Consider the following 23606-nt stretch of genomic DNA (forward strand, 5'->3'; position numbering starts at 1 on the left):
GCGCCGGCCCGACGCGGGTGACCAAAAGCGGGTGACCCGGCCGGGGCGCCCTTCCTCCGCGCGCCGATTTTCCCTAGGTTCCGCCCCATGCGCCCCTTCCTCCGCCTGCCCCTGATGGCCGCCCTGGTGGCCCCGCTCCTCCTGCCCGCCTCCCTCGCGGGGGCGCAGGGGATCATCCGGCCGGCCGATACGCCCGCCGCGCCGAATGTGCGCGCCCCGGCCCTGCCGGGCCTGGCGGCCCGCCGCGCGCCGGCGCCGATTCCGGCGGAGCCCGGCGCCGCCGCCCTCGCGCCCAATGCCGCGCTGTTCGATGCGATCAGCCGCGGCGACCTGGCGGCGGCGCGGGATGCGGTCAGCCGCGGCGCGAATATCGAGGCGCGCAACGCGCTCGGCCTCTCGCCCCTGGATGCGGCGGTGGACCAGGGCCGCAACGAGATCGCCTTCTACCTGCTCTCGGCCCGGGACGGCAGCCGCAGCAGCGCGCCACCGCCGGACCTGCCGCCGGGCGCGCCTTCCCCGGCCGCGGCCATCGCCGCGCGGCTCGGCGCCGCGCCGCCGCCAGCCGCGCGCAGCCGCGCGCCGCTGAACACCCCGCCGGTGCTGGCGGAGGAGCCCTCGGGCGCCCGGCTCTGGGCTGGCAATGGCGGCGCGGCGCAGCCGGAGGTGGGTTTCCTCGGCTTCGATGCCGGGCGCCCGGCCGGCGCCGAGCCGCCCCTTGCGGAGACGCGCAGCCCCCGCCGCGCCCGGCCCTGAGCGCCCGCGCGCCCTTCCGCGGCCGCCTGCTCTCGGCAGGTCTGCTTTGGGGCCTGCTGCTGCTGGCAGGCGCCGCCTGGGCGCAGCGCGGCCCCGCGCCGCTGCCCCCGCCGCCGCCCCCCGCGCCCCTCCAGCAGGCTGCGCCGGCCGAGCCGGAGCTGGTGCCGGAGCTGACCTGGCGGATGATCTGCAGCGAAGCGGCCGCCGAGACGCCCCGCGCCTGCCGCGTCGCCACCACCCTGCTGGCGCGGCCGCAGAGCACGCCGCTCGCCCAGCTGCTGCTGACCCGGCAGCGGGAGAGCGGCGCGCTGACCCTGATCTTCCAGCTGCCGCACGGCACCTCCCTGCCCGCGGGCCTGGCCTGGCAGGCGGATGAGGCGCCGCTGCAGCGCCTGGCCTTCCGCAGCAGCGATGCCGCCGGCGTCTATGCCGCCATGGTGGTGACGGAGGAGATGCTGGCCACGCTGCGCCAGGCGCGGATGCTGCGCCTGTCCTTCATCACCGATGCGCGCCGCCAGCTGGTCTCGCTGCCCGTCCCGCTGGAGGGCTTTGGCCCGGCCGTGGCCGAGATGCTGGCCGCCGAGTCCACGACGCGCTGACCACACCGCCCCCCCCGGCGGCGCCCCTTTCCCCCCGAATCCCTACCGGAACACCCCGATCCGGGCTGGCGCCGCGCGCGCGGCTGGCGGAGGATGCGGAGGCGATCCTGGCACGGAATCGCCGCCTGGGAGGATGACGACGATGACCACCCCCATCCGGATAGCCGAAACTGGCCCGCGCCGCCTGCGCGGCTTCATCGCGGCGATGACCCGCCTGGTCGAAGAGGCCGGGGAGGACGAGGCCCGCATCCTGGAGCAAGGCCGCCACCTGCTGGCCGATCTGGTCGCGGTGGATGATTGGCTGCCGGAGGCCTATGCCCAGCCGCATCCGGTGCACTACCGGCAATACCTGCTGCATTGCGACCCGTTGGAGCGCTTCAGCCTGGTCAGCTTCGTCTGGGGCCCCGGCCAGCGCACGCCGATCCACGACCACACCGTCTGGGGCTTGATCGGCGTGCTGCGCGGGGCGGAGGAGGCCGAGCTCTTCACCCCCGACGGCCTGCCCCATCCGGCGGGGCGGGAGCGGCTGGAGGCCGGGATGGTGGATGCCGTCTCGCCCCGCATCGGCGATATCCACCGCGTCTCCAATGCCTATGACGACCGCGTCTCCATCAGCATCCATGTCTATGGCGCGAATATCGGCGCGGTCTCCCGCCATGTCTTCGATGCCGCCTCCGGCGCGCCCAAGGGGTTTGTCAGCGGCTATGCCAATGACAGCCTGCCCAATTGCTGGCAGGGGTGAGGGACTTCACAGGTTGAAGGCGACGCGGCCAGTTTCGGAAATGTCGTAGCCGCCCATCCGGGCGGCGCGGGCGGCGAAGGCGGTGCTGCGGGCGAAGGCGAACAGGGCCTGCAGGGCGGGTTCGAAATAGGCGCGGCGGCGCATCGCCAGGTCGAAGCGCTCCCGCACCAGCGGCACGAAGTCGAGGCCCCGGGCGGCGGCCTCGGCGCGGATGCCGAAGCCGGCATCGGCGCGGCGCTCGGCCACGGCAGCCGCGACCTCGTCCTCGGCCAAGGCGGGTTCGGCCAGGAAGCCGATCGCCTCCAGCAGCAGCCCGGCCTCGGCCAGCAGGTGCATCAGCAGGACATGGCTGCCGGCGCGCGGCTGGCGGCCGATCACGCGCAGGCCGGGCCGGGCGAGATCCGCCACCGCGCGGATGCCCAGCGGATTGCCCGGCGCCAGCAGCAGCCCCTGGTCGCGCCAGGCCCAGGTGAGGCCGACCACCGGCTGGCCCGCCAGCAGATCCCGCACCGCCGGTTCGTTGAAGCGGCCGCTATCCGGGTCCAGCAGATGGATGGCGGCCGCCACCGCCTCCCCCGCCTGCAGCGCCGCCAGCCCGTCCAGGCTGCCGCCGGCGCGCAGCGCCAGGCCGCAGCCGGATTGCCGTACCGCCCAGTCCAGCAGCGGGTCGTGGCTGCCGGCCAGGATCGGCGGCGGCGCTGCCTGGGCGTCCTCCGCCACCTCCGCCTGCGCCACCAGCCAGCGGTCCAGCTGGGCGCGGGGAAACAGCCATTTGCCGCCCAGCTGCGCCGCCGGCAGGCGCCTGGCGCGCGCCAGGTCATACAGCGCGCGTTCCGAGAGCCGGAGCAGCGCCGCGGCCTCCTTCAGCGTCAGCAGATCCGGCATATGGCGGCAGATTCCGGCAGATCGTGTGAGGATGCAGCCCGACGGCGGCGTTGACGTCAAGGGTCGCCATGGCCAGCTTGCCCGGCATGAACGACCTGACCTCGGCCCTCGGCCAGGCGCTCGGCCTGGTGGCCGGGGGCGATGCGGCGCTCGGGCACATCGTGCTGCTGTCGCTGCGCGTCAGCCTGACGGCGGTGGGCCTGGCCGCGCTGGTCGGGCTGCCGCTGGGTGCGCTGCTGGCGGTGGCGCGCTTTCCCGGCCGCGGCGGGGTGGTGGTGGCGCTGAATGCGCTGATGGGGCTGCCGCCGGTCGTCGCCGGGCTGCTGATCTACATCCTGCTGTCGCGCTCCGGCCCGCTGGGCTCGCTCGGCCTGCTCTTCACGCCGACCGCCATGGTGATCGCCCAGGCGCTGCTGATCGCGCCCATCCTGGCGGCGCTGACCCGGCAGGTGCTGGAGGCGATGTGGGAGGAATATGCCGAACAGCTCCGCAGCTTCGGCGCCGGCCCCTGGCGCGCGGTGCCGACGCTGCTCTGGGACGGCCGCTTCGCCCTGCTGACCGTGCTGCTGGCCGGCTTCGGCCGGGCAAGTGCCGAGGTCGGCGCGGTGATGATCGTCGGCGGCAATATCGAGGGTTTCACGCGGGTGATGACCACGGCCATTGCGCTGGAGACCAGCAAGGGCGACCTGCCGCTGGCCTTGGCGCTCGGCCTGGTGCTGATGGCGATCGTGCTGACGGTGAATGCTCTGGCGCAGGGGCTGCGCGACCTGGCCGCGCGGCAGGCCGGCTGATGCGCGCGCCGGAGGCCATTCTGCCGCTGCGCGCCGAGGGGCTGCGCTTTTCCGCCGGCGGCGTCGGGGTTCTCCAGGGCATTGACCTGGCGATCGAGGCCGGGCGGCCGACGCTGGTGATCGGCCCGAATGGCGCGGGCAAGAGCGTGCTGCTGCGGCTGCTGCACGGGCTGCTGGCCCCCACCTCCGGCCGCGTGGCATGGGACGGGCCGGCGCCCGATCCGCGCCGCCACCAGGCCATGGTCTTCCAGCGCCCGGTGCTGCTGCGCCGCTCCGTCCTGGCCAATCTGCGCTATCCGCTGGCGCTGGCCGGGCTGGACCGTGCCGAGCAGGACGCCCGGGCGGCGGAGGCGCTGGCGCTGGTGGGCCTGGCGCCGCTGGCGGATCGCCCGGCCCGCAGGCTCTCGGGCGGGGAGCAGCAGCGCCTGGCGCTCGCCCGCGCCGCGGCGCTGCGGCCCGAGGTGCTGTTCCTGGACGAGCCCTGCGCCAGCCTGGATCCCGCCGCCACCCGCGCGGTGGAGGAGACGCTGCAGGCCCTGGCGGCGCGCGGCACCAAGCTGGTGATGACCACGCATGACCTGGGCCAGGCACGCCGCCTGGCCGGCGACATCGCCTTCCTGCATCGCGGCCGGCTGCTGGAACACGCCCCGGCCGCGCGCTTCTTCGCCTCGCCCGCGACGGCGGAGGCCGCCGCCTTCCTGCGCGGCGAGCTGGTCTGGTAACCGGAGGATCCCGCGCATGCTGCGTCGCCTGCTGCTTCTCGCGCTGCTCGCCTTGCCCCTGCCGCTCGCGGCGCAGGAGCGCAGCATCACGGTGGCCAGCACCACCAGCACGGAGCAATCCGGCCTCTTCGGCCACATCCTTCCGATCTTCACGCGGGAGACGGGCATCGCCGTGCGCGTGGTGGCGCTCGGTACCGGCCAGGCGCTGGATGTCGGCCGTCGCGGCGATGCGGATGTGGTCTTCGTGCATGACCGCGTGGCGGAGCAGCGCTTCGTGGCGGAGGGCCACGGCGGGCCCCGCCAGCATGTGATGCTCAACGATTTTGTTCTCGTGGGGCCGGCGGATGACCCGGCCGGTATCGCCGGATCGCGCGACACGGCGGCGGCCTTGCAGCGCATCGCCGCGGCCCGCGCGCCCTTCATCTCCCGCGGCGACCGCAGCGGCACCCATGCGGCGGAGCTGCGGCTCTGGCAGCAGGCGGGCGTCGATCCCACCGCCGGCCGCGGCGCCTGGTACCGGGAGATCGGCCAGGGCATGGGCCCGACGCTGAACACGGCGGCCGCCCAGGGCGCCTATGCCATGACGGACCGGGGCACCTGGCTCGCCTTCCGCAACCGCCAGGGGCTGCGGGTGGTGGTGGAGGGCGATGCGCGGCTGTTCAACCAGTACGGCGTCATGCTGGTGAACCCGCAGCGCCACAGCCACGTGAAGCAGGCCGACGGACAGCGGTTCATCGACTGGATCGTCTCCCCCGCCGGCCAGGCCGCGATCGCCAGCTACCGGATCAATGGGGAGCAGCTGTTCTTCCCGAATGCGACCCAGCCGGAGCCTGTCTCCTGACCGGTCACGGCGCCAGGTTGCGGCGGAACCACTCCAGCCTTTCGGCACAGGCGGCGGCGGCCAGGGCCTCGATCTCCCGATAGGCGGCCAGCACCGCCTCCCCGAAGGGGGTCAGCGCGCTGCCGCCGCCGCGCGCGCCGCCCTTGGCCGGTGCCAGCACCGGCTCCCGGAAATGGCTGTTCATGGCGGAGGCGAGGTCCCAGGCGCGCTGGTAGGACATGCCGAGCCGGCGGCCCGCCGCGGCGATCGACCCGGTCTCCCGGACCGCCTCCAGCAGATCGGCCTTGCCCGGGCCGAAGGGCATGTCCTTGGCCAGCAGGACGCGGATTCGCAGCGGGTTGTCAGGGGCGGGCATGCGGCTGAGGGAACCATGAACCGCGCCGGGCGGAAACGCCGCTTGCGCTATCTTCCATGATGGATATCGTTGCCGGCAGATAGCGAAGGAGCTCCGCGATGCGCCGCCTGATCCTGGCCGCGATGTCCCTGCTGCTGGCCGCGCCCGCTTTGGCCCAGCCGGCGCCGGTCACGGTCTTCGCCGCCGCCAGCCTGACGGATGCGATGCGCGCCCTGGGCCAGGAATGGGCGGCGCGGGGCAATCCGGTGCCGCGCCTGTCCTTCGCCGCCTCCTCCGCCCTCGCCCGGCAGATCGAGCAGGGGGCCGGGGCGGACCTGTTCCTCTCGGCCGACGAGCCCTGGATGGATTTTCTGCAGTCGCGCGAGCTGATCGTGAACGCCTCGCGGACCAGCCCGATCGGCAATGCGCTGGTGCTGGTGGCGGCCGCCACCCCCGCCCGCGCGCCGGTGGCGCTGGGGCGCGGCACGGATCTGCTGGCCCTCGCCCAGGGCGGCCGCATCGCCACCGGCGATCCCGCCCATGTACCGGTCGGCCGCTATGCCGAGGCCGCCTTGCGCTGGATGGGGCAGTGGGAGGCGGTCTCGCCGCGCCTGGCCCGCGCCGACAATGTCCGCTCCGCTTTGCTGCTGGTGGAGCGGGGCGAGGCGCCGCTCGGCATCGTCTATTCCACCGATGCCGCGGCCAGCCGCGGCGTCGCGCTGCTCGGCACCTTCCCGGCCGAGAGCCACGCGCCCATCACCTATCCCTTCGCCCTGACCCGCCGCGCCGCCGGCAATGCCCAGGCCGTGGCGCTGCATGCCTTCCTGGCGGGGCCGGAGGCGGCGGCGACCTGGGAACGCTTCGGCTTCCGCCTCGCCCGCTGATGGATCTTTCGCCGGAGGAATGGCAGGCCGTCCGGCTGAGCCTGGAGGTCGCGCTGCGCTCCGTGGCTCTCGGCCTGGTGCCGGCGGTGGCGGTGGCGCTGCTGCTGGTTCGCGGGCGCTTCCGCTTCTTCCCGCCCGGGCGATTCCTGTTGGATGCGCTGGTGCACCTGCCGCTGGTGGTACCGCCGGTGGTGATCGGCTGGGCGCTGCTGATGCTGTTCGGCCTGCGCGGCCCGATCGGCGGGCCGCTGCATGACTGGTTCGGCATCCGCCTGGTCTTCACGACGGAGGGCGCGGCGCTGGCCACCGCCGTCATGTCCTTCCCGCTGATCGTGCGTGCCGTGCGGCTGGGCCTGGAGCATGTGGATCCGGGGCTGGAGGCCGCGGCGCGCACGCTGGGCGCGGGGCCGCTCGACCGTTTCCTGACCATCACCTTGCCGCTGATGGCGCCGGGCATTCTCGCGGGCGCCGTCACCGCCTTTGCCGCGGGCCTCGGCGAATTCGGCGCGGTGATCACCTTCGCCTCGAACATCCCCGGCGAGACGCAGACCCTGCCGCTGGCCATCTATACCGCGACCCAATCCCCGGGCGGGGAGGCGGTGGCGGCGCGGCTGGCGGGCATCTCCCTGACCCTCGCTCTGGCCCTGCTGCTGCTGGCGGAGCTGATCGCGCGGCGGATGCATGTGCTGCTCGGGCGTGTGTGATACGGAGCGGCATGCCCGAAGGAAGCCCCCTCTGCCACGCCGTGATCTTCGACATGGACGGGCTGCTCTTCGACAGCGAGACGCTCTACCTGCAGGCCATCCTGGCCGCGGCGCGGGAGCTGGGCATCCGCTTCACCCGAGCCGATTTCCCGGAGCTGGTCGGCCGGTCCTGGGCGCTGAACCGCGTGACGCTGCAGCGCCATGTCGGGGCTGATGGCGATGTCGAGGTTTTTCGCCAGGCCTGGGTGCGCCACTATGACGGCATGCGCGGCGATCTGGCGCTGAAGCCGGGCGTGCGGGAGCTGCTGGACAGGCTGGATGCGCTGCGCCTGAAGCGCGCCATCTGCACCTCCTCCAGCCATGCCGATGTCGCGCATAATCTGGCGCTGCACGGGCTGGAAGGCCGCTTCGATGCCGTGGTGGCCGCCGGCGACTATGCAAGCGGCAAGCCGGCGCCCGATCCCTATCTGCGCGCTGCCGAGGTGCTGGGCTTGGAACCCGCGGCCTGCCTGGCGCTGGAGGATTCCCACAATGGCGTCCGCGCCGCGGCGGCGGCCGGCATGCGCACGGTGATGGTGCCGGACCTGCTGCCGCCCACCGAGGAGCTGCGCGCGCTGTGCCATCGGGTGGCCGCCGATCTGCACGAAGTCAGGGCGCTGCTCGACTGATGCTGCGGGTCGCGCTGCGCCATCGCTACGGCCGCGACGGCTTTTCGATCGAGGCCGACTTCACCGTGCCGGAGGCGGGCGTCACCGCGCTGTTCGGCCCCTCCGGCTGCGGCAAGTCCACCATTCTGTCCATCGTCGCGGGGCTGCTCCGGCCCGACTTCGGGCGGGTCGTGCTGGATGGCGACGTGCTGCTGGACACGGAGCGCGGCATCGCCCTGCCGCCGGAAGCGCGGCGCTGCGGCGTGGTGTTCCAGGAGGCGCGGCTCTTCCCGCATCTCAGCGTGGCGAGCAACCTGCGCTACGGGATGAAGCGCGCGCCGCCCCGCGCCGAGGGGCCGGAATTTGAAGAAGTGGTCGACCTGCTCGGCATCGCGCCGCTGCTGGCCCGCCGTCCGGCCGCGCTGTCAGGCGGCGAACGCCAGCGCGTGGCACTTGGCCGCGCCCTTCTCTCCCGCCCGCGCCTGCTGCTGATGGATGAACCGCTGGCGGCGCTGGATGCGCCTCGGCGAGCGGAGGTGCTGCCCTTCCTCGCCCGGCTGCGCGACGCGGCGCGCCTGCCCATCCTCTACGTGACCCATGCGCTGGAGGAGGTGGATGCGCTGGCCGATCGCCTGGTGCTGCTGCAGACCGGCCGCGTGCTGGCGGAAGGATCGGTGGAGGAGCTGGCCACCCGCACCGACCTGCCGTTGGCGGCACGCCGCGATGCCGGCGCGGTGCTGGCCTGCACCGTGGCGGGCATCGAGGACGGGCTGACGCGGCTGGACTTCGCCGGCGGCACCTTGGTGGCCGTGATGCGGGCGGAGCCTGTGGGCACGCGGCTGCGGCTCCGCATCCGCGCGCGCGACGTGGCGGTGGCCACCGAGGAACCGCGCGGCCTGTCCACCCGCAACATCCTGGCCGCCGAGATCACCGCCATCAGCCCCGCCAGCGGCCCGCAGGACGTCTTTCTGCAACTGGCCATCGGCGACAGCACGCTGCTGGCGCGGGTGACGCAGGACAGCGTGACGCGGTTGGGTCTGCGGCCAGGGCTACGAGTCTGGGCGCTGCTGAAGGCGGTGACCTTCGACCATCTCGGCGGGCCGCGTTAGCCGCGCAGGTGACACGCCACGCGATGGCCTGGCGCAATCTCCCGCAATTCCGGCACGACGGTCTGGCAGGGCTCCGCCTTCGCGATCGGGCAGCGCGTGTGGAAATGGCAGCCGCTCGGCGGGTTCAGCGGGCTCGGCACGTCGCCCTTCAGCATGATGCGCTGGCGCTTCACCGTGGGGTCCGGGATCGGCACCGCACTCAGCAGCGCCTCCGTATAGGGATGCGTCGGATTGGCGTAGAGATCGCGCGCCGAGGCGATTTCCACGATGCGGCCGAGATACATCACCGCGACACGGTCGCTGGTGTGCTCCACCACCGAAAGATCATGCGCGATGAACAGGTAGGTGAGGCCCAGCTTCTCCTGCAGATCCTCCAGCAGGTTCACCACCTGCGCCTGGATCGAGACATCGAGTGCGGAGACCGGCTCGTCGCAGACGATCAGCTTCGGCGAGACGGCCAGCGCGCGGGCGATGCCGATGCGCTGGCGCTGCCCGCCCGAGAATTCATGCGGGAAGCGGCGCATCTGGTCGGCGTTCAGCCCGACCGTTTCCAGCAGCTCCACCACGCGATCCTCGCGCTCCTGCCGCGTGCGGCCGAGTTTGTGGATGACCAGCGCCTCCCCGATGATCGCGCCCACCGTCATGCGCGGATTGAGACTCGCGAACGGATCCTGGAAGATGATCTGCATGTCCCGCCGCAGCGTCCCGAGCTGGTTGCGGTCCAGCGCCGTCACGTCGCGCCCGTCGAACCACACCTGGCCGCCGCTGGGCTCGATCAGGCGCAGGATCAGCCGGCCGGTGGTGGATTTGCCGCAGCCGGATTCGCCCACCAGGCCCAGCGTCTCCCCCGGCGCGATGTCGAAGCTGACGCCGGAGACGGCGTGCACCTCCTCCACCTTCTGGCGGAACAGGCCGCCGTTGATGGCGAAACGCTTTTCCAGGTCCTGCACGCGCAGCAAGGGTTCGGTCATGCGCGGACTTCCGGATAGAGCAGGCAGGCCACCTTGTGGCCCGGCGTCACCTCGCGCAGCGGCGGATCGGTGCCGAGGCATTCGGGCATGGCGTGGCGGCAGCGCGCGGCGAAGCGGCAACCGGCGGGCGGGTTGAGCAGGGAGGGCACGGTGCCCGGAATCGCCTCCAGCCGCCGATGCGTCGTGGCCGCCAGGTCGATGCGCGGGATGGAGCGGATGAGGCCCTGCGTATAGGGGTGGCGCGGATCGGCGAACAGCGCCTCCACCGGCGCTTCTTCCACCACGCGGCCGGCATACATCACCACCACGCGCTGCGCGACTTCCGCCACCACGCCCATGGCATGGGTGATGAGCAGCACGGCCATGCCGAGGCGCTGCTTCATCTCGTTCAGCAGGTCCAGGATCTGCGCCTGGATGGTGACGTCCAGCGCCGTGGTGGGCTCGTCCGCGATCAGCAGCTTCGGGTTGCAGGACAGCGCCATGGCGATCATCACGCGCTGGCGCATGCCGCCGGAGAACTGGTGCGGATAGTCGTTCACGCGGCGACCAGGATTCGGGATGTTCACCAGCCGCAGCATCTCCGCCGCCCGGTCCAAGCCAGCGCGGCGGGACAGGCCCTCATGCTGGCGCACCGTCTCCGCGATCTGCTGGCCCACGGTATAGACCGGGTTCAGGCTGGTCATCGGTTCCTGGAAGACGAAGCCGATCTCCTTCGATCGGATCTTCTGCATCTCGGCCGGCGGCAGCGGTACCAGGTCGCGGCCCTCGAAGCGGATCTCGCCGGCTGCGATGCGGCCGGGCGGCATGGCGATCAGCTTCAGGATGGTCATGGCCGTGACCGTCTTGCCGCAGCCGGATTCGCCGACGACGCAGACCGTCTCCGCCCGGTTCACCGAGAGATCGACACCATCGACGGCGCGGACCAGGCCGTCATCGGTCTTGAACTGGACCTTGAGGTTGTGGAGCGCCAGCAGCGGCGCTTCGCGCAGGCCCAGGGCGGGGCGCGCGGGTTCGACCACCGCGCTCACGTCACGCGCCGCGGGTCGAGGGCATCGCGCAGCCCGTCGCCGATGAAGTTGATGGTCAGCACGGTCAGGAAGATGGCCAGGCCCGGGAACAGCGCCCAATGCGGTGCGAAATCCAGGTTGTCCTTCGCATCGAACAGCAGCCGCCCCCAGGTCGGGATGTCCGGCGGGAAGCCGAGGCCGAGGAAGGACAGCGTGCTTTCCGCGATGATCGCCGCCGCCACGTCGATGGTGGCCGCCACGATCACCGGCCCGAGCGCATTGGGCAGGATGTGGCGCACGACCAGCCGCGGCCGGGAAGCACCCAGCGCGCGCGCGGCTTCCACGAATTCCTTTTCCCGCAGCGAGAAGAACTGCGCCCGCACCAGGCGCGCCACGGGCATCCACCGGAAGCCGCCGATGACGGCCACGATCATGATGAAGACGCCGGCCTCCGGCCCCACGATCTGGCCCAGCCCGTCGCGGAACAGGTAGATGATCAGCAGCAGCAGCGGCAGTTCCGGCAGCGACAGGAACAGGTCGGTCAGCCACATCAGCGCCGCATCGACGCGGCCGCGCGACATGCCGGCGATGGCACCGACCAGGACGCCGACGAAGACCGCGACCAGCATGGCGGCGACGCCGACGGCCAGCGAGATGCGCCCGCCATGCAGCACGCGCGCCAGGATATCCTGGCCCAGGTCATCCGTGCCGAAGGGATGTTCCCAGGACGGCCCCTGCAGGCGCGCGGAGAAATCGATCTCGTCAATCGGCAGCGTCCAGACCAGCGGCCCCACCAGCAGCGCCAGCACGATCAGGCCGAGGATGACCAGGCTGACCACCGCGAGCCGATGCTTGCGGAAGCGTCGCCAGGCCTCCTGCCCCGGCGTCACGCGACGGCGGGCGGCCGGCGCGCTAGCTGTAGCTGATGCGAGGGTCGAGCCAGCCATAGATCACATCCGCCAACAGGTTGAAGAAGACCACGAGGCAGGCGAAGACGAAGGTGACGGCCATGATCACCGGCGTGTCGTTGGCCAGGATGGCGCTGATCAGCAGCGATCCGATGCCGGGCACGCGGAAGATCTGCTCTGTCACGATGGCGCCGCCGAAGACGGTGGGCATCTGCAGCGCCACCAGCGTGACCACCGGGATCAGCGCATTGCGCACGATATGGCGCAGCGTGACGCGGCCTTCCGGCAGGCCCTTGGCGCGCGCCGTGGTCACATGGTCCAGCCGGATCACGTCCAGCACGGCCGATCGCACGAAGCGCGTCCAGGCCGCGCCCTGGAACAGGCCCAGCACCGCCACCGGCATGATGGATTGCCGCAGCTGTTCCCAGACCCAGGTCCAGCCGGTTGACGAAAGATCCGCGCGATAGACGAAGGGCAGCCAGTCCAGCGTAATGGAGAACAGCAGGATCAGCAGCAGCCCGGTGAAGAAGGTGGGTAGCGAGAAGCCGATGAAGGCCAAAGTATTCGCCACCTGGTCGAAGATGGAATAGGGCCGCGTCGCCGCCATCACGCCGACCGGAAGCGCGATGGCGAGTGCGAGGATCTGCGACGCGCCGATGATCGCCAGTGTGGTCGGCAGCCGCGCCAGGATCAGATCGTCCACATTCACGCGGCTGACGAAGGAATAGCCCCAGTCGCCGCGCAGCATCGCGGTCAGCCAGCTGAAGTAGCGGGTCCAGACCGGATCATCCAGCCCGAGGCTGGCGCGCAGCGCGGCGCGCACATCGGGCGGGATGGCGGGGTTGGTCGCCAGCTCCTCGAACGGGTCGCCCGGTGCCAGGGCGAGCACGGTGAAGAGGATGACGCTGATCCCGAGCAGGCTCGGGATCGCGATCAGCAGGCGGCGGAGGACGTAGTTGGTCACGCGCGGGCGTCAGGCCGCGCGATGCCAATCGTGCAGGAAGCCGAAGGTCAGGTCCCAGGCGCTCAGTTTGTGGTGCAGCGTGTTCAGGCTGGCGGAGACGGTGGGCCGGCCGACCAGCGGGATGACGTGGTTCGAGCTCACGATCAGGTCGTTCATCTTGATGAACAGCGCGGCGCGCTTCACCGGGTCCAGCTCGCCTTCCGCGGCGCGATAGGCGGCGTCGTATTCGTCGTTCTTCCAGCGGACGATGTTGCGCCCCTGCCAGGAATTCGCCTTGGTCGACATCTCCCACGACACGTACTGGTTCATGAAAAGCTGCGGGTCCGCCTGCGGCATCGTCGTGGTGTACATCTGGATGTCGGACCAGAATTTCGTGTAGGTGTCCGGATTCGCCAGGTCCGAGGAGAAGAAGACCGAGGCGGTGACGGCCTTCACCTCGATATCGATGCCGGCGCGCTGCGCCGCCTGCTTGATGACGGCCTGGGTGCGCTGCCGCGGCGTGTTGATGGAGGTCTGGTAGACGAACTTCAGCCGCTTGCCGTCCTTGGCGCGGATGCCGTCCCGCCCACGGACCCAGCCCGCCGCGTCCAGCACCTCATTCGCCTTGGCGATGCTGAATTCGAACTTCATGTTCTCCGACCGGAAGCGCGGCGGATTGTTCAGGAAGTTCGCGGTGGCCGGGCCGCCGCGGCCGTAGATGAACTGCTCCAGCGCATTGCGGTCGCAAAGCAGCGCCAGCGCCTGGCGCACGGCGGGGTCGGACAGGGTGGGGTGGGTGGTGCTGATATGGGCCCGCTCGCCCTCCACCTCCGTCCAGGGATCGCGCGTATGCAGCTGGATGAACTCGATGCCGCCGCCCGGCAGCACGTTCACCTTGCCGCGGCCATTGGCCTCCAGCCGCTTGAGGATCTCGTCCTCCACCTGCATGTTCCAGGCATAGTCGAACTCGCCCGTCTGCATCACGGCGCGCGCGGCGGAAACCGCATCGCCGCCGCCCTTCACCTCCAGCGTGTCGAAGAAGGGGCGGTTGGGCATGTGGTAGTTGCGGTTCGCCTCGCCGCGCAGCATGTCGCCGGGCTGGAATTCCGTGAAGCGATAGGCGCTGGTGCCGACCGGGCGCAGGTTGGTGGGCGCATCGCGGGACTTGGCGCCGGTATAGTCCTTGAACAGGTGCTTCGGGATCAGCATGCCGCGCGATCCGACGAAGGCATCGGCCCAGAAGGGCGTCGGCCGCTCGAACTCCACGCGCACCGTGTAGTCGTCCACCTTCACCACATTCACGTCGCGGTAGCTGCCGGTGGTGACGGAGGCGGTGGCAGGATCCTTCGCATATTCCCAGTTGAAGACGGCATCGTCGGCGGTGAAGTCCTGGCCGTCATGCCACTTCACGCCGCGCTTCAGCTTCCAGGTGACGGAGCGCCCATCCTCCGCCAGGCCGCCATTCTCGCGCGAGGGAATCTCGGCCGCCAGCACCGGCTCCAGCGTGCCGTCCTGCGACCAGCCGGCCAGCGGCTCGTAGAAGGCGCGGCTGCCGTCCTGGTCCTTGGTGCCCACGGCGAAATGCGGGTTCAGCAGCGTGGCGCCCTGCCAGTAGAGCACCTTCAGCGCCCCGCCGCCGCGCCGCGCGGGATAGGGTGTCACGGTCTGGGCGGCGGCCGGCGCGGCGCCGGCGATGGCCAGAAGCTGCGTCGCCATCGGCGCCGTCAGCCCGACCGCTGCCATCCGCTTCACGAAACCACGACGCGAGAGGCTGCCGCGCTGCACGCGCCCGATCATCTGGCGCAGGTCGTCCTCGTTCATGCCCCACTCTCCCAAGTCTCGAACACGCCCTGGGCGCCGGATCTGTTTGTCCGTCCGGTCGCCCTGGGAAACCCTGTCCCGGGAACGCTACAGCATGGAGGCGGCCTGTCTAACTGTTTTTGATGTCCCGCATCAGCGCCGCTGCTGCCCCAGCTCCTGGTCCACCACGCTGACCCAATAGGCGACGCCCATCGGGATGATCGCATCGTTGAAGTCGAAATGCGGCGTGTGCAGGTTGGGCGAGGTGCCGTCCGGCCCGCTGCCGGCGCCGAGGAACATGAAGGCGCCGGGCCGCGCTTCCAGCATCAGCGCGAAATCCTCCGCCCCCGTCACCAGCGGGAAATCGGCATCCACCGCCACCGCGCCCACCAGGGCCCGGGCCGCATCCAGCGCCAGCGCGGTCTGCTCCGCATGGTTCACCAGCGCGGGCACGCCGCGGCGATAGGCGACCTCGGCCGTGCAGCCATGCATGGCGGCGAGGCCATTTGCCAGCTCGCCGATCCGCCGCTCCAGCAGGTCCCGCACCGCGGGCCGATAGCTGCGCGCGGTGCCGGTGACGGTGATCTCCGCCGGCATGACGTTCGAGGAGACGGGCGATCCGCCTTGGATCGAACCCACGCTCAGCACCGCCGCCTCCACCGCCGCGACGTTGCGGCCGATGATGGTCTGCAGCGCCAGGACGAAATGCGCCTGCACGATGGTGACATCGGTGGCGAGATGCGGCGTGGATCCGCCGTGCCCGCCGGTGCCGTGAAAAGTCACGGCGAAACGGTCCGCGGCCGCAAGCGCCGGACCTTTCCGAGTCGCGAAATGGCCGGCCGGCAGGGTGGGCTTGTTGTGCAGGCCGTAGATGGCATCGCAGGGGAAGCGATCGAACAGGCCGTCCGCCAGCATCGCCTTCGCGCCGCCGCGGCCTTCCTCCGCCGGCTGGAAGATCAGGTGGACCGTGCCGGCGAAATCGCGGTGCTGCGACAGCCAGCGCGCCGCGCCCAGCAGCATGGTGGTATGCCCGTCATGGCCGCAGGCATGCATGATGCCCGGGTTGGTGGAGGCGTAGGGCTTGCCCGTGGCTTCCGGGATCTGCAGCGCGTCCATGTCCGCGCGCAGCCCGATCACGCGCTGGCCCGGCCGCGTGCCGCGGATGGTGCCGACCACGCCGAAGCGGCCTATGCCCTCCGTCACCTCCACGCCGTATTCGCGCAGCTGCCGCGCCACCAGGGCGGAAGTGCGCACCTCCTCCATGCCCAGTTCCGGATGCGCATGGATGTCCTGCCGGATGGCGGCGAGTTCCGCCTGCCAGGCCTGCACGCCCTCGATCACCGCCTGGTTCATGCCGGGCTTCCCTGTCTGCCATGGCCAGGATGAACCCGATCCGCGCTGTCGTCACGCGGCCCGTGCAACCGGCGCGCCCCGGCGGCTTTTCACTCCGGCGCATTGGCAGGAGGAACGGCATGGCGACGAAGGACAAGACCCTGAAGCCCGGCGACAAGGTCGCCTGGGGCACCAGCCAGGGCGAGACCCATGGCAAGGTGGTCCGCAAGCAGACCAGCCCGACGGAGATCAAGGGCCATAAGGTCGCGGCCAGCAAGGACGATCCGCAATATATCGTCGAAAGCGACAAGACCGGCGCCCGTGCGGCGCACAAGCCCTCGGCGCTGCACAAGCGATAGGTGGCGGCGGGTCGTCAGCCCGTCACATCGGCCTCCGGCCGATCGCCGGCGGCCGAGTATTCGGTGTGCCACGCGCCCTGGGCGTCCTGGTATTCGATCATCGCCCCCGCATTGCCCGGCACATGCTGCTGCCGGGCCACCTGGCGCGCGCGGGCCAGCGCCGCGTCATGGGTGGGGAAGGTTTCCGAGAAGACGTCGCCCAGCTTGTAGGCCCAGCCGCCATCATGCTGGACGACGCGGTAATGGATCTGTGTCATCTGTCTCTCTCCGCTTGCCTGGCAGCAATGCGACGGGGCGGCGACGGTTCCCGCGGGAAGGGCGCCGGCTATTCGCGCCGCAGGATGCCGTCCACCAGCCGATCGGCCCAGGGCCGGCTCTGGAAGGCGGCGCGCAGCGCCGCCTCGTCATAATCCTGGCGCAGCCAGTCGAGGAAGGGTTTCGGGCCGTGCTGCGCCTGGTGTGCGGCATAGGCCTGGAAGAAGGCGTCCAGGATGCCGGTGCGGCTGGCGGCGACATGGCCGAAGCGCCAGTGCAGCTGGTCCAGCGCCGCCGCCACCGGGCGGCCCTGCAGCAGCAGCCAGATGCCGGCGATCAGCCCGGTGCGATCGGCGCCCGACTTGCAATGGATCAGCACCGGCTCCGGCAGCGTCTCCAGCAGGCCGACCAGGCGCAGGATGCGGTCCTTGTGCGGCGCGCCGCGGCTTTCGAAGGGCGCATCGGCATGCACCAGGCCGAGCTCCGCGGCCCTGGCCCGGCCCAGCGCATCGCTGCCGCAATCCTGCCGATGGCCGCGCAGGTTGATGACGGAGCGCAGGCCGAAGCGGCGCTTGGCCGCATCCAGCTGCCAGGGCAGCGGGTGGTTGGAGCGGTAAAGCCGGCCGGCCTCCACCACGCCCCAGTTGCGCCAGGACATGCGGAGCGCGGCGTGGTCCACCAGCAGGCTGTTGATCCAGGCGGCGCGCCGCCCGGCGGGGGAGGAAAGGTTCACCGCCCCGATATGGCTTCTGGCGCGCCCGAAGACCAGTCGCCCGCTATTGGGGCAGGCTGGCCCGGGCCCAGAAGACCCGCAGCCGCCACCAGACCAGCAGCACGCCCAGGACGAAGCCCGCCAGCAGCAGCGCGTCGCCGCGATCCTCCACCAGCGCGGCCACTGCGCCCACCGCGGTGCCCGGTACCAGCAGCAGCGGCGCCCAGACCACGGCGGAGCCGATATTGGCCGCCTGGAAGCGCCAGTTGGACATGCGGGAGACGCCGGCGATGACCGGCGCCACCGCCCGCAGGGGGCTGATGAAGCGGGCGATGAAGACCGCCCAGATGCCCCAGCGGCGAAAGATCAGCACGCCGCGCGCATAGCTGCGCCGATAGCCGCGCGGCAGGTGGGCGCGCACGAAGGCGGGGCCCAGCCAGCGCGACAGCCAGAAGCCCAGCGCGTCGCCGATCACGGCGCCGGCGAAGGTGGCCAGCAGCATCGGCCAGGCCGGCAGCACCCCGGTGCCGATCAGCAGCCCCAGCCCCAGCAGCAGGGCGGAGCCGGGCAGGAAGATGCCGATCAGCGGCACGGATTCGACGAAGGCGACGGCGAAGGCGATCAGCGGCGCCCAGGCCGCATTCGCCTCCGCCCAGGCCAGGGCCGCCTCACCGATCCGCTCCATCCGCCACCCTGCCTGATGCCGCCGAGATGCCGCGCCGGCCGCGGGCTATTCCAGGCGGGCGCCGGAAATCCGCACCGTCTCCCGCCACATCGGCCGCTCCCGCGCGGCGCGCGCGGCCGCCTCCTCCGGCGTGCTCCAGATGGCCCGCGCGCCGGTGCGCAGGAAGCGGTCCTGCATCGCCGGCGTCTCCGAGACCTCCTTGATCGCGGTGGAGGCGCGCTGGGTGATCGCGGCCGGCACGCCGGCCGGGAAGGCCATGGCGCACCAGGAGGTGACGACGAAATCGGGCACGCCGGCCTCCGCCATGGTGGGCACATCCGGCAGGGTCGGCCAGCGCTCCGCGCTCGTCACCGCCAGCGCCCGCATCTGCCCGGCCGTGATGACCGGGACATAGGAGGCCAGGTTGTCCAGCGCGAAGTTCACATCGCCCCCCAGCAGCGCCGGGATGGTCTGCGCCGCGCCGCGGAAGGGCACGTGCACGCCCTCGATCCCCAGCCGGTTGGTGAACATGGCGCCCGAGAGATGCGGCGTGGTGCCGACGCCGGGCGATCCGTAGTTCACCCCGCCCTGCTTGGCCTTCGCCCAGGTGATGAAGTCCCTCAGATTGGTCGCCGGCACATGCGCGGTGGGTACCACCAGCACATTGGGCAATTCCCAATGCATGGAGATCGGCGCGATGTCCTTCTCCGGATCATAGGGCAGGCGGGCATAGAGGTACTGGTTGATCGACCAGCCGCCGACCGTGACCGGGCCCATGGTGTAGCCATCCGGCGTGGATTTCGCGATCGCATCGGCGCCGATATTGCCGCCGGCGCCCGGCCGGTTCTCGACCACGAAGGGCTGGCCCAGCTTCTGCGACAGCTGTTCGGAGATCAGGCGCGCCAGCACATCGGTGGACCCGCCGGGCGGCCAGGGCACGATGACGCGCACCGGCCGGTTGGGCCAGGCCGATTGCGCCAGAGCGGGGGCCGCGAGCGGCGGCAGGGTGGCGGCGAAGGGGGCGCCGAGCGTCGTGCCCAAAAGGGCGCGGCGGCTGATGGTCATTCTTCTTGCTCCTGGACGTGGGACCGCTCCCAGGGTAGCCGCCCCCCGTCCCGGCGGCTACCGCCCCTCTGAATCCCGGCGCTTCAGCCATCCCGCCGTGCCTGGTTGTCCCTTGTGGCCTGGGAGATGCTGCCGATGGCCCGCGGGTCCGGGCCGGGATGCACCTCCATCGGGCTGGTGTCGCGCATGCCGCGGCCGGGGGTGCGGCCGGGCTGGGGGTGGTGCGGGCGCGCGCTGCGGCGGCGCGCCAGGGCGGCGCGCAGCGCCTCGGCATTGCGGTCCTTGCTGCGGCGGTCCGCCTGGCGGGCGAATTGCGCATTCACCCGGCGCAGCGCGGCGGCGAAGACCTGCTTCTTCTGCGACAGCTTCTCGGCCGCCGCGGTGGCCGCGCGCGGCGTGGCCACGGCCTCGCCCCGCACCGGAACGCCCTTGCCGCGCCGGCTGCGCTGGGCCTCCCGCACCAGGTCGCGGGCGCGGCGATGGGCGCCGCGCAGGCGTTCCGCCAGGGCCCGCAGCTCCTCCGCCGGCAGCGCGGCCAGCGCCGGATGATGGCTCGGCTCCAGCAGCGCCGCCTCCTCATGCGAGAGCAGGCGCTGCTCTTCCTTGCGGGTGATCGCCATGGCGGGTCCTCCTGATAGATGAAGGACTGGTAACGTGACCCCGCCCGCAAGGTTGCTTTCAGTTAATCCAATGCTAGGCCTCGCCCAGCCGATGCTTGCCGAAGGGCAGGCTGCGGATGCGCCGGCCGGTCAGCGCGGCGATGGCATTGGCCACGGCCGGCGGCACGCCCGGCGTGCCGGGTTCGCCGATGCCGCCCATGGGCGCGCCGCTTTCCACGATCCGCACATGCACCTTCGGCATCTCCGCCCGGGACAGGGTGCGGTAGGTGTCGAAGTTGCGCTGCTGCGGCTGGCCGCCCTCGAAGACCACTTCCTCGAAGGCCGCCGAGGACAGGCCGATGCAGGCCGCACTTTCCACCTGCGCCTTGATGATGGCGGGGTTCACCACTCGGCCGGGGTCGATGGCCACGAAGATGTCGTGCACCACCGCCTCCCCGTCCCGCAGCGACACTTCCGCGACGGTCGCGACCTCCGACCCGAAGGGGGAGGCCATGGCCAGGCCGCGGGCGCGGCGGGTGCCGTCAGCTGCCTCATAGGGGCCGCGCCGCCAGCCGCCCGAAAGCTCCATCACCGCATCCAGCAGCGCCAGGTGCCGCGGGCTGTCGGACAGATGGGTGCGGCGGAAGGCGAGCGGATCGGCGCCCGCCGCTTCCGCCACCTCGTCCAGGAAGGCTTCGTAGAAAAAATCGTTCATGGAATGGCCGACGGAGCGCCAGAAGCCGACATTGATCGGGTGCGGCACATGCACCCATTCCACGCGATGGTTCGGGATGGCGTAGGGCTTGAAGGCCACGCCCTCCACCGCCGAGGTGTCGACCGGCGGATTGCCCATCCGCGCCGTCCCGAAATGTTTTGCCACGGGCCCCTCGCCGGGGACCGTGGCGTGGAAGGCGGTGATCTTCCCCGCCGCGTCCAAGCCTGCGCGCAAACGAACAAAACCCATGGGGCGGTAGGCGTCGCGGGCGAATTCCTCCTCCCGCGTCCAGATCACCTTCACCGGGCGTTCCACGGCCCGCGCCAGGCGGATGGCCTGGTTCATCGGGTGGATGTTGCCATAGGTGAAGTGCCGGCCGAAGAAGCCGCCCAGCAGTGGCGAATGGATGCGGATCTTCTCCGCCGCCAGGCCGGATTCGCGCGCCGCGATGCCCTGGAAGGCCTCGGGCGACTGGTTCGGGGTCCAGACGTCCAGCGTGCCATCCGGATTGAAGCGCACGGTGGCCGAGGGCGGCTCCAGCTGCGCATGGGCCAGGTAGGGTGCGTCGTAATCCGCCGTCACGACCTTGGCGGCGGCCCGCAGCGCGGCCGGCGCATCGCCCTTCGCATCATTGGCGGGGTTGCCCGGCGCATCGGCCTGGGCGCGCAGCGCCTCCCGCATCCCGTCCGAGGAGAAGTCCTGCGGCACCACCGGCTGGCCGGAGAGCGCGGTCCAGGCCACCTCCGCCGCCTCCGCTGCCTTGCGGGCGCGCCAGAAGCTGTCGGCCAGCACGGCGACGGCGCCGGGCAGGCGGTGCACGGAATGCACGCCGGGCATGGCGCGCAGCGCGGCCTCGTTCAGCACCTCCCCCGGCTCGGCGCCGGCGCGTGGCGCATGCACCACGGCGGCCTGCAGCATGCCGTCAACGCGCATGTCGATGCCGTATTGCGCCTGGCCGGTGCTTTTCGCCCGCGTATCGAGGCGCTTCTGCGGCGTGCCGATCAGGCGGAAGGCGCCGGTCTTGGGCTCGGCATCGGCGGGCACCGGCAGGGCGGCGGCGGCCTCTGCCAGCTCGCCATAGGGGATGCGGCGGCTGGTCGCGGCATGGATCACGAAGCCGGGCTCCGTGCTCAGCTCGCTTGCCGGCACGCCGAGGCGCTGCGCGCCGGCGGCCAGCAGCATCGCCCGCGCCGTCGCGCCCAGCACCCGGAAATGCGCAAAGGTGTTGCGGATGGAAAAGCTGCCGCCGGTGACGCGGCGGGTGCCGTTGAACAGCACCTGGTAGTCCGGCCCGGCGGGCGCCGTCTGCACCTCGAAGGCCGCGAGATCGGCGTCCAGCTCCTCCGCCACGATCTGCGCGACGGCGGTATGGATGCCCTGCCCGCCTTCCGCAAAGGGGTTCTGCAGCAGGATGCGGCCATCCGGCCGGATGGTGAGGTAGGAGGGCACCTTCCGCGCATGCGCCAGCCCGCCCATGGCCTGGGCGCGGGCCGGCCGCTGCGGGATGCCGAGCGCCAGCAGCAGCCCGCCACCGAGGCCGGCCCCCAGCGCGGCGCGGCGCGAAAGGTTCAGCGGGGCGCTGCCCTGCAGCGCGGCCAGCGCGTCATCGAGACGGGTCATCGCCTGTTCCCCCCTCACGCCGCATCCGCCGCCTGGCGGATGCCGGCGGCGATCATGTTGTAGGTGCCGCAGCGGCAGAGATTGGTCATGGCGGCGGCGATATCCGCATCGCTCGGCTTCGGCGTTTCCTTCAGCAGGGCGGTGGCCGCCATCAGCTGGCCGGACTGGCAGTAGCCGCATTGCGGCACGTCCAGCGCCACCCAGGCCGAAACCAGCTTTGCCCCGACCGGATCGGCCTCCACCGCCTCGATCGTGGTGATGCGCTGGCCCGCCACGCTGTCCACCGGCACCTGGCAGGACCGCATGGCGGTGCCATCCACCAGCACGGTGCAGGCGCCGCACTGGGCGACGCCGCAGCCGTATTTCGTCCCGGTCAGGCCGAGGGTGTCCCGCAGCACCCAGAGCAGCGGGGTATCGGCTTCCACATCCACCTGGCGCGGCGCGCCATTCACGGTGATCTCGATCATCGGCAGCCTCCTGGGCAGGGCCATCCGGCCCGTTGCGGCGGAGTGTGCCGAAGCGGCGGGGCGGCTGTCGAGCGTCGTTACGGCCAGCCGGTCTCCGGCGGCAGGGACATCAGGATCGCCTCGACATTGCCGCCGGTCTTCAGGCCGAAGATGGTGCCGCGGTCATAGAGCAGGTTGAACTCCACATAGCGGCCGCGGCGCATCAGCTGGTGGGCGCGCTCGGCCTCGGTCCAGCTCTCATGCATGCGGCGGCGGACGATGGCGGGATAGGCCTCGAGGAAGGCCAGGCCGACGTCCTTGGTGAAGGCGAAGTCATTCTCCACCCCGCGCCCCGGCGTGCGGTCGCCCAGCCAGTCGTAGAAGATGCCGCCCAGGCCGCGGGGCTCGTTGCGGTGCGGCAGGAAGAAGTATTCGTCGCACCACTGCTTGAAGCGCGGGTAGTAGCTCGGGTCGTGGCGGTCGCAGGCGGCGCGGTAGGCGGCGTGGAAGACCTCCGCATCCTCCAGGCTGTGCGGTGCGGCGTGGTCCATCGGCGTGATGTCGCCGCCGCCACCGAACCAGGCCTTGGTGGTCAGGATGAAGCGGGTGTTCATATGCACCGCCGGGACGCGCGGGCTGCGCTGGTGCGCGACCAGGGAGATGCCGGTGGCCAGGAAGCGCGGATCCTCCTCCGCCCCCGGAATCTGCTTGCGGAACTCGGGCGAAAATTCGCCGAAGACGGTGGAGACATTCACCCCCACCTTCTCGAAGACCCGCCCCTTCATCACGGACATCACGCCGCCGCCCCCCTCCGGGCGGTCCCAGGCGGTGCGCTGGAAGCGGCCGGCGGGCAGGCCGGCATGGGGGCCGGCGGAGAGTTCGTCCTCGATCGCCTCGAATTCCGCGCAGATGCGGTCGCGCAGGCTTTCGAACCAGGCGCGGGCGGGGGCCACCATCGGGTGGCCAGGGGGATTACCAGGGGGATTGCCAGGGGGATTGCCAGTCGGCGCCACGGCGGCGGGAAGCGGGGATTCGGGCATGCTGGACGTTCCTCGGATGGCCACCGGCCGGCAGCCGCATGGCGCGGCAGATTGGCAGGGCCTTAACCGTCTGGCGACCCTTGCCGATCAAGGATGAGCCCCATGCGGCGCATGGACTGGGCGCTTGCGACGCGCGGCCCGGGACCCTGCAGTTCACGG

General features: G+C 71.5%; 27 protein-coding genes. 11 read left to right on the forward strand and 16 right to left on the reverse strand.

Annotated features, from left to right (window positions below; translation table 11 throughout):
• Positions 1 to 87: 87 nt before the first annotated feature.
• The 3 genes from J3S20_RS00640 (at position 88) to J3S20_RS00650 (ending at position 2094) form a co-directional block, all read left to right on the forward strand.
• Positions 88 to 753 (forward strand): ankyrin repeat domain-containing protein, encoded by a 666-nt coding sequence (locus tag J3S20_RS00640; RefSeq protein ID WP_216833754.1) that lies wholly within the window; start codon positions 88 to 90, stop codon positions 751 to 753.
• Between the two features lie 161 nt (positions 754 to 914).
• Positions 915 to 1352, forward strand: a complete 438-nt coding sequence (locus J3S20_RS00645) for an invasion associated locus B family protein (RefSeq protein ID WP_216833755.1) — start codon at positions 915 to 917, stop codon at positions 1350 to 1352.
• Between the two features lie 142 nt (positions 1353 to 1494).
• The gene (locus J3S20_RS00650) at positions 1495 to 2094 is read left to right on the forward strand and encodes a cysteine dioxygenase family protein (protein ID WP_216833756.1); all 600 of its coding nucleotides are present in this window, start codon (positions 1495 to 1497) and stop codon (positions 2092 to 2094) included.
• A 6-nt stretch (positions 2095 to 2100) separates the two neighbouring features.
• On the opposite strand, the gene J3S20_RS00655 is transcribed toward J3S20_RS00650, so the two are convergent.
• Entirely contained in the window at positions 2101 to 2979 is an 879-nt protein-coding gene (locus tag J3S20_RS00655) for a helix-turn-helix transcriptional regulator (RefSeq protein ID WP_216833757.1), read from the reverse strand.
• 86 nt (positions 2980 to 3065) lie between these two features.
• Here J3S20_RS00655 and J3S20_RS00660 point away from each other — a divergent pair, with 86 nt between their 5' ends.
• Genes J3S20_RS00660 through J3S20_RS00670 form a run of 3 tightly spaced genes read left to right on the forward strand, consistent with a single transcriptional unit; the run spans position 3066 to position 5333 of the window.
• Complete coding sequence (locus J3S20_RS00660; RefSeq protein WP_216833758.1) at positions 3066 to 3770, forward strand: ABC transporter permease; 705 nt, start codon at positions 3066 to 3068, stop codon at positions 3768 to 3770.
• On the forward strand, positions 3770 to 4492 hold the full coding sequence (locus J3S20_RS00665; protein WP_216833759.1) for an ATP-binding cassette domain-containing protein: 723 nt from the start codon (positions 3770 to 3772) through the stop codon (positions 4490 to 4492). Before J3S20_RS00660 ends, J3S20_RS00665 begins: the two co-directional genes overlap by 1 nt.
• A gap of 16 nt (positions 4493 to 4508) precedes the next feature.
• Entirely contained in the window at positions 4509 to 5333 is an 825-nt protein-coding gene (locus J3S20_RS00670; RefSeq protein WP_216833760.1) for a substrate-binding domain-containing protein, read from the forward strand.
• A 4-nt stretch (positions 5334 to 5337) separates the two neighbouring features.
• Here J3S20_RS00670 and J3S20_RS00675 read toward each other — a convergent pair whose 3' ends face one another.
• Positions 5338 to 5688, reverse strand: a complete 351-nt coding sequence (locus J3S20_RS00675; protein WP_216833761.1) for a winged helix-turn-helix domain-containing protein — start codon at positions 5686 to 5688, stop codon at positions 5338 to 5340.
• Between the two features lie 98 nt (positions 5689 to 5786).
• Between J3S20_RS00675 and modA the strand changes: the two genes are divergently transcribed.
• Genes modA through modC form a run of 4 tightly spaced genes read left to right on the forward strand, consistent with a single transcriptional unit; the run spans position 5787 to position 9011 of the window.
• Positions 5787 to 6551, forward strand: a complete 765-nt coding sequence (gene modA, locus J3S20_RS00680; RefSeq protein WP_216833762.1) for a molybdate ABC transporter substrate-binding protein — start codon at positions 5787 to 5789, stop codon at positions 6549 to 6551.
• Entirely contained in the window at positions 6551 to 7255 is a 705-nt protein-coding gene (gene modB, locus J3S20_RS00685; RefSeq protein WP_216833763.1) for a molybdate ABC transporter permease subunit, read from the forward strand. Before modA ends, modB begins: the two co-directional genes overlap by 1 nt.
• Before the next feature lie 11 nt (positions 7256 to 7266).
• Complete coding sequence (locus J3S20_RS00690; RefSeq protein ID WP_216833764.1) at positions 7267 to 7923, forward strand: HAD family hydrolase; 657 nt, start codon at positions 7267 to 7269, stop codon at positions 7921 to 7923.
• Positions 7923 to 9011: a molybdenum ABC transporter ATP-binding protein gene (modC, locus tag J3S20_RS00695; RefSeq protein WP_216833765.1), complete on the forward strand. Its 1089-nt coding sequence runs from the start codon at positions 7923 to 7925 to the stop codon at positions 9009 to 9011. The genes J3S20_RS00690 and modC overlap by 1 nt, the downstream gene beginning before the upstream one ends.
• Here the strand turns inward: modC and J3S20_RS00700 are convergent.
• From J3S20_RS00700 to J3S20_RS00725, 6 genes are all read right to left on the reverse strand, one after another.
• On the reverse strand, positions 9008 to 9982 hold the full coding sequence (locus J3S20_RS00700) for an ABC transporter ATP-binding protein (protein ID WP_216833766.1): 975 nt from the start codon (positions 9980 to 9982) through the stop codon (positions 9008 to 9010). The genes modC and J3S20_RS00700 overlap by 4 nt on opposite strands.
• Positions 9979 to 11001, reverse strand: a complete 1023-nt coding sequence (locus tag J3S20_RS00705; protein WP_379793632.1) for an ABC transporter ATP-binding protein — start codon at positions 10999 to 11001, stop codon at positions 9979 to 9981. The genes J3S20_RS00700 and J3S20_RS00705 overlap by 4 nt, the downstream gene beginning before the upstream one ends.
• A gap of 5 nt (positions 11002 to 11006) precedes the next feature.
• A complete protein-coding gene (locus tag J3S20_RS00710; RefSeq protein WP_343215126.1) occupies positions 11007 to 11879 on the reverse strand; it encodes an ABC transporter permease in 873 nt (290 codons plus the stop codon).
• Positions 11880 to 11901: 22 nt separating this feature from the next.
• Entirely contained in the window at positions 11902 to 12861 is a 960-nt protein-coding gene (locus J3S20_RS00715) for an ABC transporter permease (RefSeq protein ID WP_216833768.1), read from the reverse strand.
• A gap of 9 nt (positions 12862 to 12870) precedes the next feature.
• Positions 12871 to 14661 (reverse strand): peptide ABC transporter substrate-binding protein, encoded by a 1791-nt coding sequence (locus tag J3S20_RS00720; protein WP_216833769.1) that lies wholly within the window; start codon positions 14659 to 14661, stop codon positions 12871 to 12873.
• A gap of 132 nt (positions 14662 to 14793) precedes the next feature.
• Positions 14794 to 15993, reverse strand: a complete 1200-nt coding sequence (locus J3S20_RS00725) for a M20 aminoacylase family protein (RefSeq protein ID WP_216833770.1) — start codon at positions 15991 to 15993, stop codon at positions 14794 to 14796.
• Between the two features lie 119 nt (positions 15994 to 16112).
• Between J3S20_RS00725 and J3S20_RS00730 the strand changes: the two genes are divergently transcribed.
• Positions 16113 to 16331 (forward strand): hypervirulence associated TUDOR domain-containing protein, encoded by a 219-nt coding sequence (locus J3S20_RS00730; protein WP_216833771.1) that lies wholly within the window; start codon positions 16113 to 16115, stop codon positions 16329 to 16331.
• 14 nt (positions 16332 to 16345) lie between these two features.
• On the opposite strand, the gene J3S20_RS00735 is transcribed toward J3S20_RS00730, so the two are convergent.
• The 8 genes from J3S20_RS00735 to hemF form a co-directional block, all read right to left on the reverse strand.
• On the reverse strand, positions 16346 to 16588 hold the full coding sequence (locus J3S20_RS00735) for a DUF2188 domain-containing protein (protein WP_216833772.1): 243 nt from the start codon (positions 16586 to 16588) through the stop codon (positions 16346 to 16348).
• Between the two features lie 68 nt (positions 16589 to 16656).
• Positions 16657 to 17319, reverse strand: coding sequence for a tyrosine-protein phosphatase (locus J3S20_RS00740; protein ID WP_379793611.1), 663 nt, complete (start codon positions 17317 to 17319; stop codon positions 16657 to 16659).
• Between the two features lie 43 nt (positions 17320 to 17362).
• Positions 17363 to 17983: a DedA family protein gene (locus J3S20_RS00745; RefSeq protein ID WP_216833773.1), complete on the reverse strand. Its 621-nt coding sequence runs from the start codon at positions 17981 to 17983 to the stop codon at positions 17363 to 17365.
• Positions 17984 to 18028: 45 nt separating this feature from the next.
• On the reverse strand, positions 18029 to 19027 hold the full coding sequence (locus J3S20_RS00750; protein ID WP_216833774.1) for a Bug family tripartite tricarboxylate transporter substrate binding protein: 999 nt from the start codon (positions 19025 to 19027) through the stop codon (positions 18029 to 18031).
• An 83-nt stretch (positions 19028 to 19110) separates the two neighbouring features.
• Entirely contained in the window at positions 19111 to 19647 is a 537-nt protein-coding gene (locus J3S20_RS00755; RefSeq protein WP_216833775.1) for a hypothetical protein, read from the reverse strand.
• Positions 19648 to 19720: 73 nt separating this feature from the next.
• Entirely contained in the window at positions 19721 to 21961 is a 2241-nt protein-coding gene (locus J3S20_RS00760; protein ID WP_216833776.1) for a xanthine dehydrogenase family protein molybdopterin-binding subunit, read from the reverse strand.
• Positions 21962 to 21975: 14 nt separating this feature from the next.
• Entirely contained in the window at positions 21976 to 22428 is a 453-nt protein-coding gene (locus tag J3S20_RS00765; RefSeq protein ID WP_216833777.1) for a (2Fe-2S)-binding protein, read from the reverse strand.
• A gap of 77 nt (positions 22429 to 22505) precedes the next feature.
• Complete coding sequence (gene hemF / locus J3S20_RS00770) at positions 22506 to 23363, reverse strand: oxygen-dependent coproporphyrinogen oxidase (protein WP_246602305.1); 858 nt, start codon at positions 23361 to 23363, stop codon at positions 22506 to 22508.
• Between the last annotated feature and the right edge of the window lie 243 nt (positions 23364 to 23606).

The organism is Falsiroseomonas tokyonensis (assembly GCF_019024325.1).
Lineage (GTDB): Bacteria > Pseudomonadota > Alphaproteobacteria > Acetobacterales > Acetobacteraceae > Falsiroseomonas > Falsiroseomonas tokyonensis.

What these genes read in the sequence shown, in the direction of transcription:
- J3S20_RS00640 (WP_216833754.1), top strand. Translation starts at nt 88, where the DNA reads ATGCGCCCCTTCCTCCGCCTGCCCCTGATGGCCGCCCTGGTGGCCCCG.
- J3S20_RS00650 (WP_216833756.1), top strand. Translation starts at nt 1,495, where the DNA reads ATGACCACCCCCATCCGGATAGCCGAAACTGGCCCGCGCCGCCTGCGC.
- J3S20_RS00655 (WP_216833757.1), bottom strand. Translation starts at nt 2,979, where the DNA reads ATGCCGGATCTGCTGACGCTGAAGGAGGCCGCGGCGCTGCTCCGGCTC.
- J3S20_RS00660 (WP_216833758.1), top strand. Translation starts at nt 3,066, where the DNA reads ATGAACGACCTGACCTCGGCCCTCGGCCAGGCGCTCGGCCTGGTGGCC.
- J3S20_RS00665 (WP_216833759.1), top strand. Translation starts at nt 3,770, where the DNA reads ATGCGCGCGCCGGAGGCCATTCTGCCGCTGCGCGCCGAGGGGCTGCGC.
- J3S20_RS00670 (WP_216833760.1), top strand. Translation starts at nt 4,509, where the DNA reads ATGCTGCGTCGCCTGCTGCTTCTCGCGCTGCTCGCCTTGCCCCTGCCG.
- J3S20_RS00675 (WP_216833761.1), bottom strand. Translation starts at nt 5,688, where the DNA reads ATGCCCGCCCCTGACAACCCGCTGCGAATCCGCGTCCTGCTGGCCAAG.
- modA (WP_216833762.1), top strand. Translation starts at nt 5,787, where the DNA reads ATGCGCCGCCTGATCCTGGCCGCGATGTCCCTGCTGCTGGCCGCGCCC.
- modB (WP_216833763.1), top strand. Translation starts at nt 6,551, where the DNA reads ATGGATCTTTCGCCGGAGGAATGGCAGGCCGTCCGGCTGAGCCTGGAG.
- J3S20_RS00690 (WP_216833764.1), top strand. Translation starts at nt 7,267, where the DNA reads ATGCCCGAAGGAAGCCCCCTCTGCCACGCCGTGATCTTCGACATGGAC.
- modC (WP_216833765.1), top strand. Translation starts at nt 7,923, where the DNA reads ATGCTGCGGGTCGCGCTGCGCCATCGCTACGGCCGCGACGGCTTTTCG.
- J3S20_RS00700 (WP_216833766.1), bottom strand. Translation starts at nt 9,982, where the DNA reads ATGACCGAACCCTTGCTGCGCGTGCAGGACCTGGAAAAGCGTTTCGCC.
- J3S20_RS00720 (WP_216833769.1), bottom strand. Translation starts at nt 14,661, where the DNA reads ATGAACGAGGACGACCTGCGCCAGATGATCGGGCGCGTGCAGCGCGGC.
- J3S20_RS00725 (WP_216833770.1), bottom strand. Translation starts at nt 15,993, where the DNA reads ATGAACCAGGCGGTGATCGAGGGCGTGCAGGCCTGGCAGGCGGAACTC.
- J3S20_RS00730 (WP_216833771.1), top strand. Translation starts at nt 16,113, where the DNA reads ATGGCGACGAAGGACAAGACCCTGAAGCCCGGCGACAAGGTCGCCTGG.
- J3S20_RS00735 (WP_216833772.1), bottom strand. Translation starts at nt 16,588, where the DNA reads ATGACACAGATCCATTACCGCGTCGTCCAGCATGATGGCGGCTGGGCC.
- J3S20_RS00745 (WP_216833773.1), bottom strand. Translation starts at nt 17,983, where the DNA reads ATGGAGCGGATCGGTGAGGCGGCCCTGGCCTGGGCGGAGGCGAATGCG.
- J3S20_RS00750 (WP_216833774.1), bottom strand. Translation starts at nt 19,027, where the DNA reads ATGACCATCAGCCGCCGCGCCCTTTTGGGCACGACGCTCGGCGCCCCC.
- J3S20_RS00755 (WP_216833775.1), bottom strand. Translation starts at nt 19,647, where the DNA reads ATGGCGATCACCCGCAAGGAAGAGCAGCGCCTGCTCTCGCATGAGGAG.
- J3S20_RS00760 (WP_216833776.1), bottom strand. Translation starts at nt 21,961, where the DNA reads ATGACCCGTCTCGATGACGCGCTGGCCGCGCTGCAGGGCAGCGCCCCG.
- J3S20_RS00765 (WP_216833777.1), bottom strand. Translation starts at nt 22,428, where the DNA reads ATGATCGAGATCACCGTGAATGGCGCGCCGCGCCAGGTGGATGTGGAA.
- hemF (WP_246602305.1), bottom strand. Translation starts at nt 23,363, where the DNA reads ATGGTGGCCCCCGCCCGCGCCTGGTTCGAAAGCCTGCGCGACCGCATC.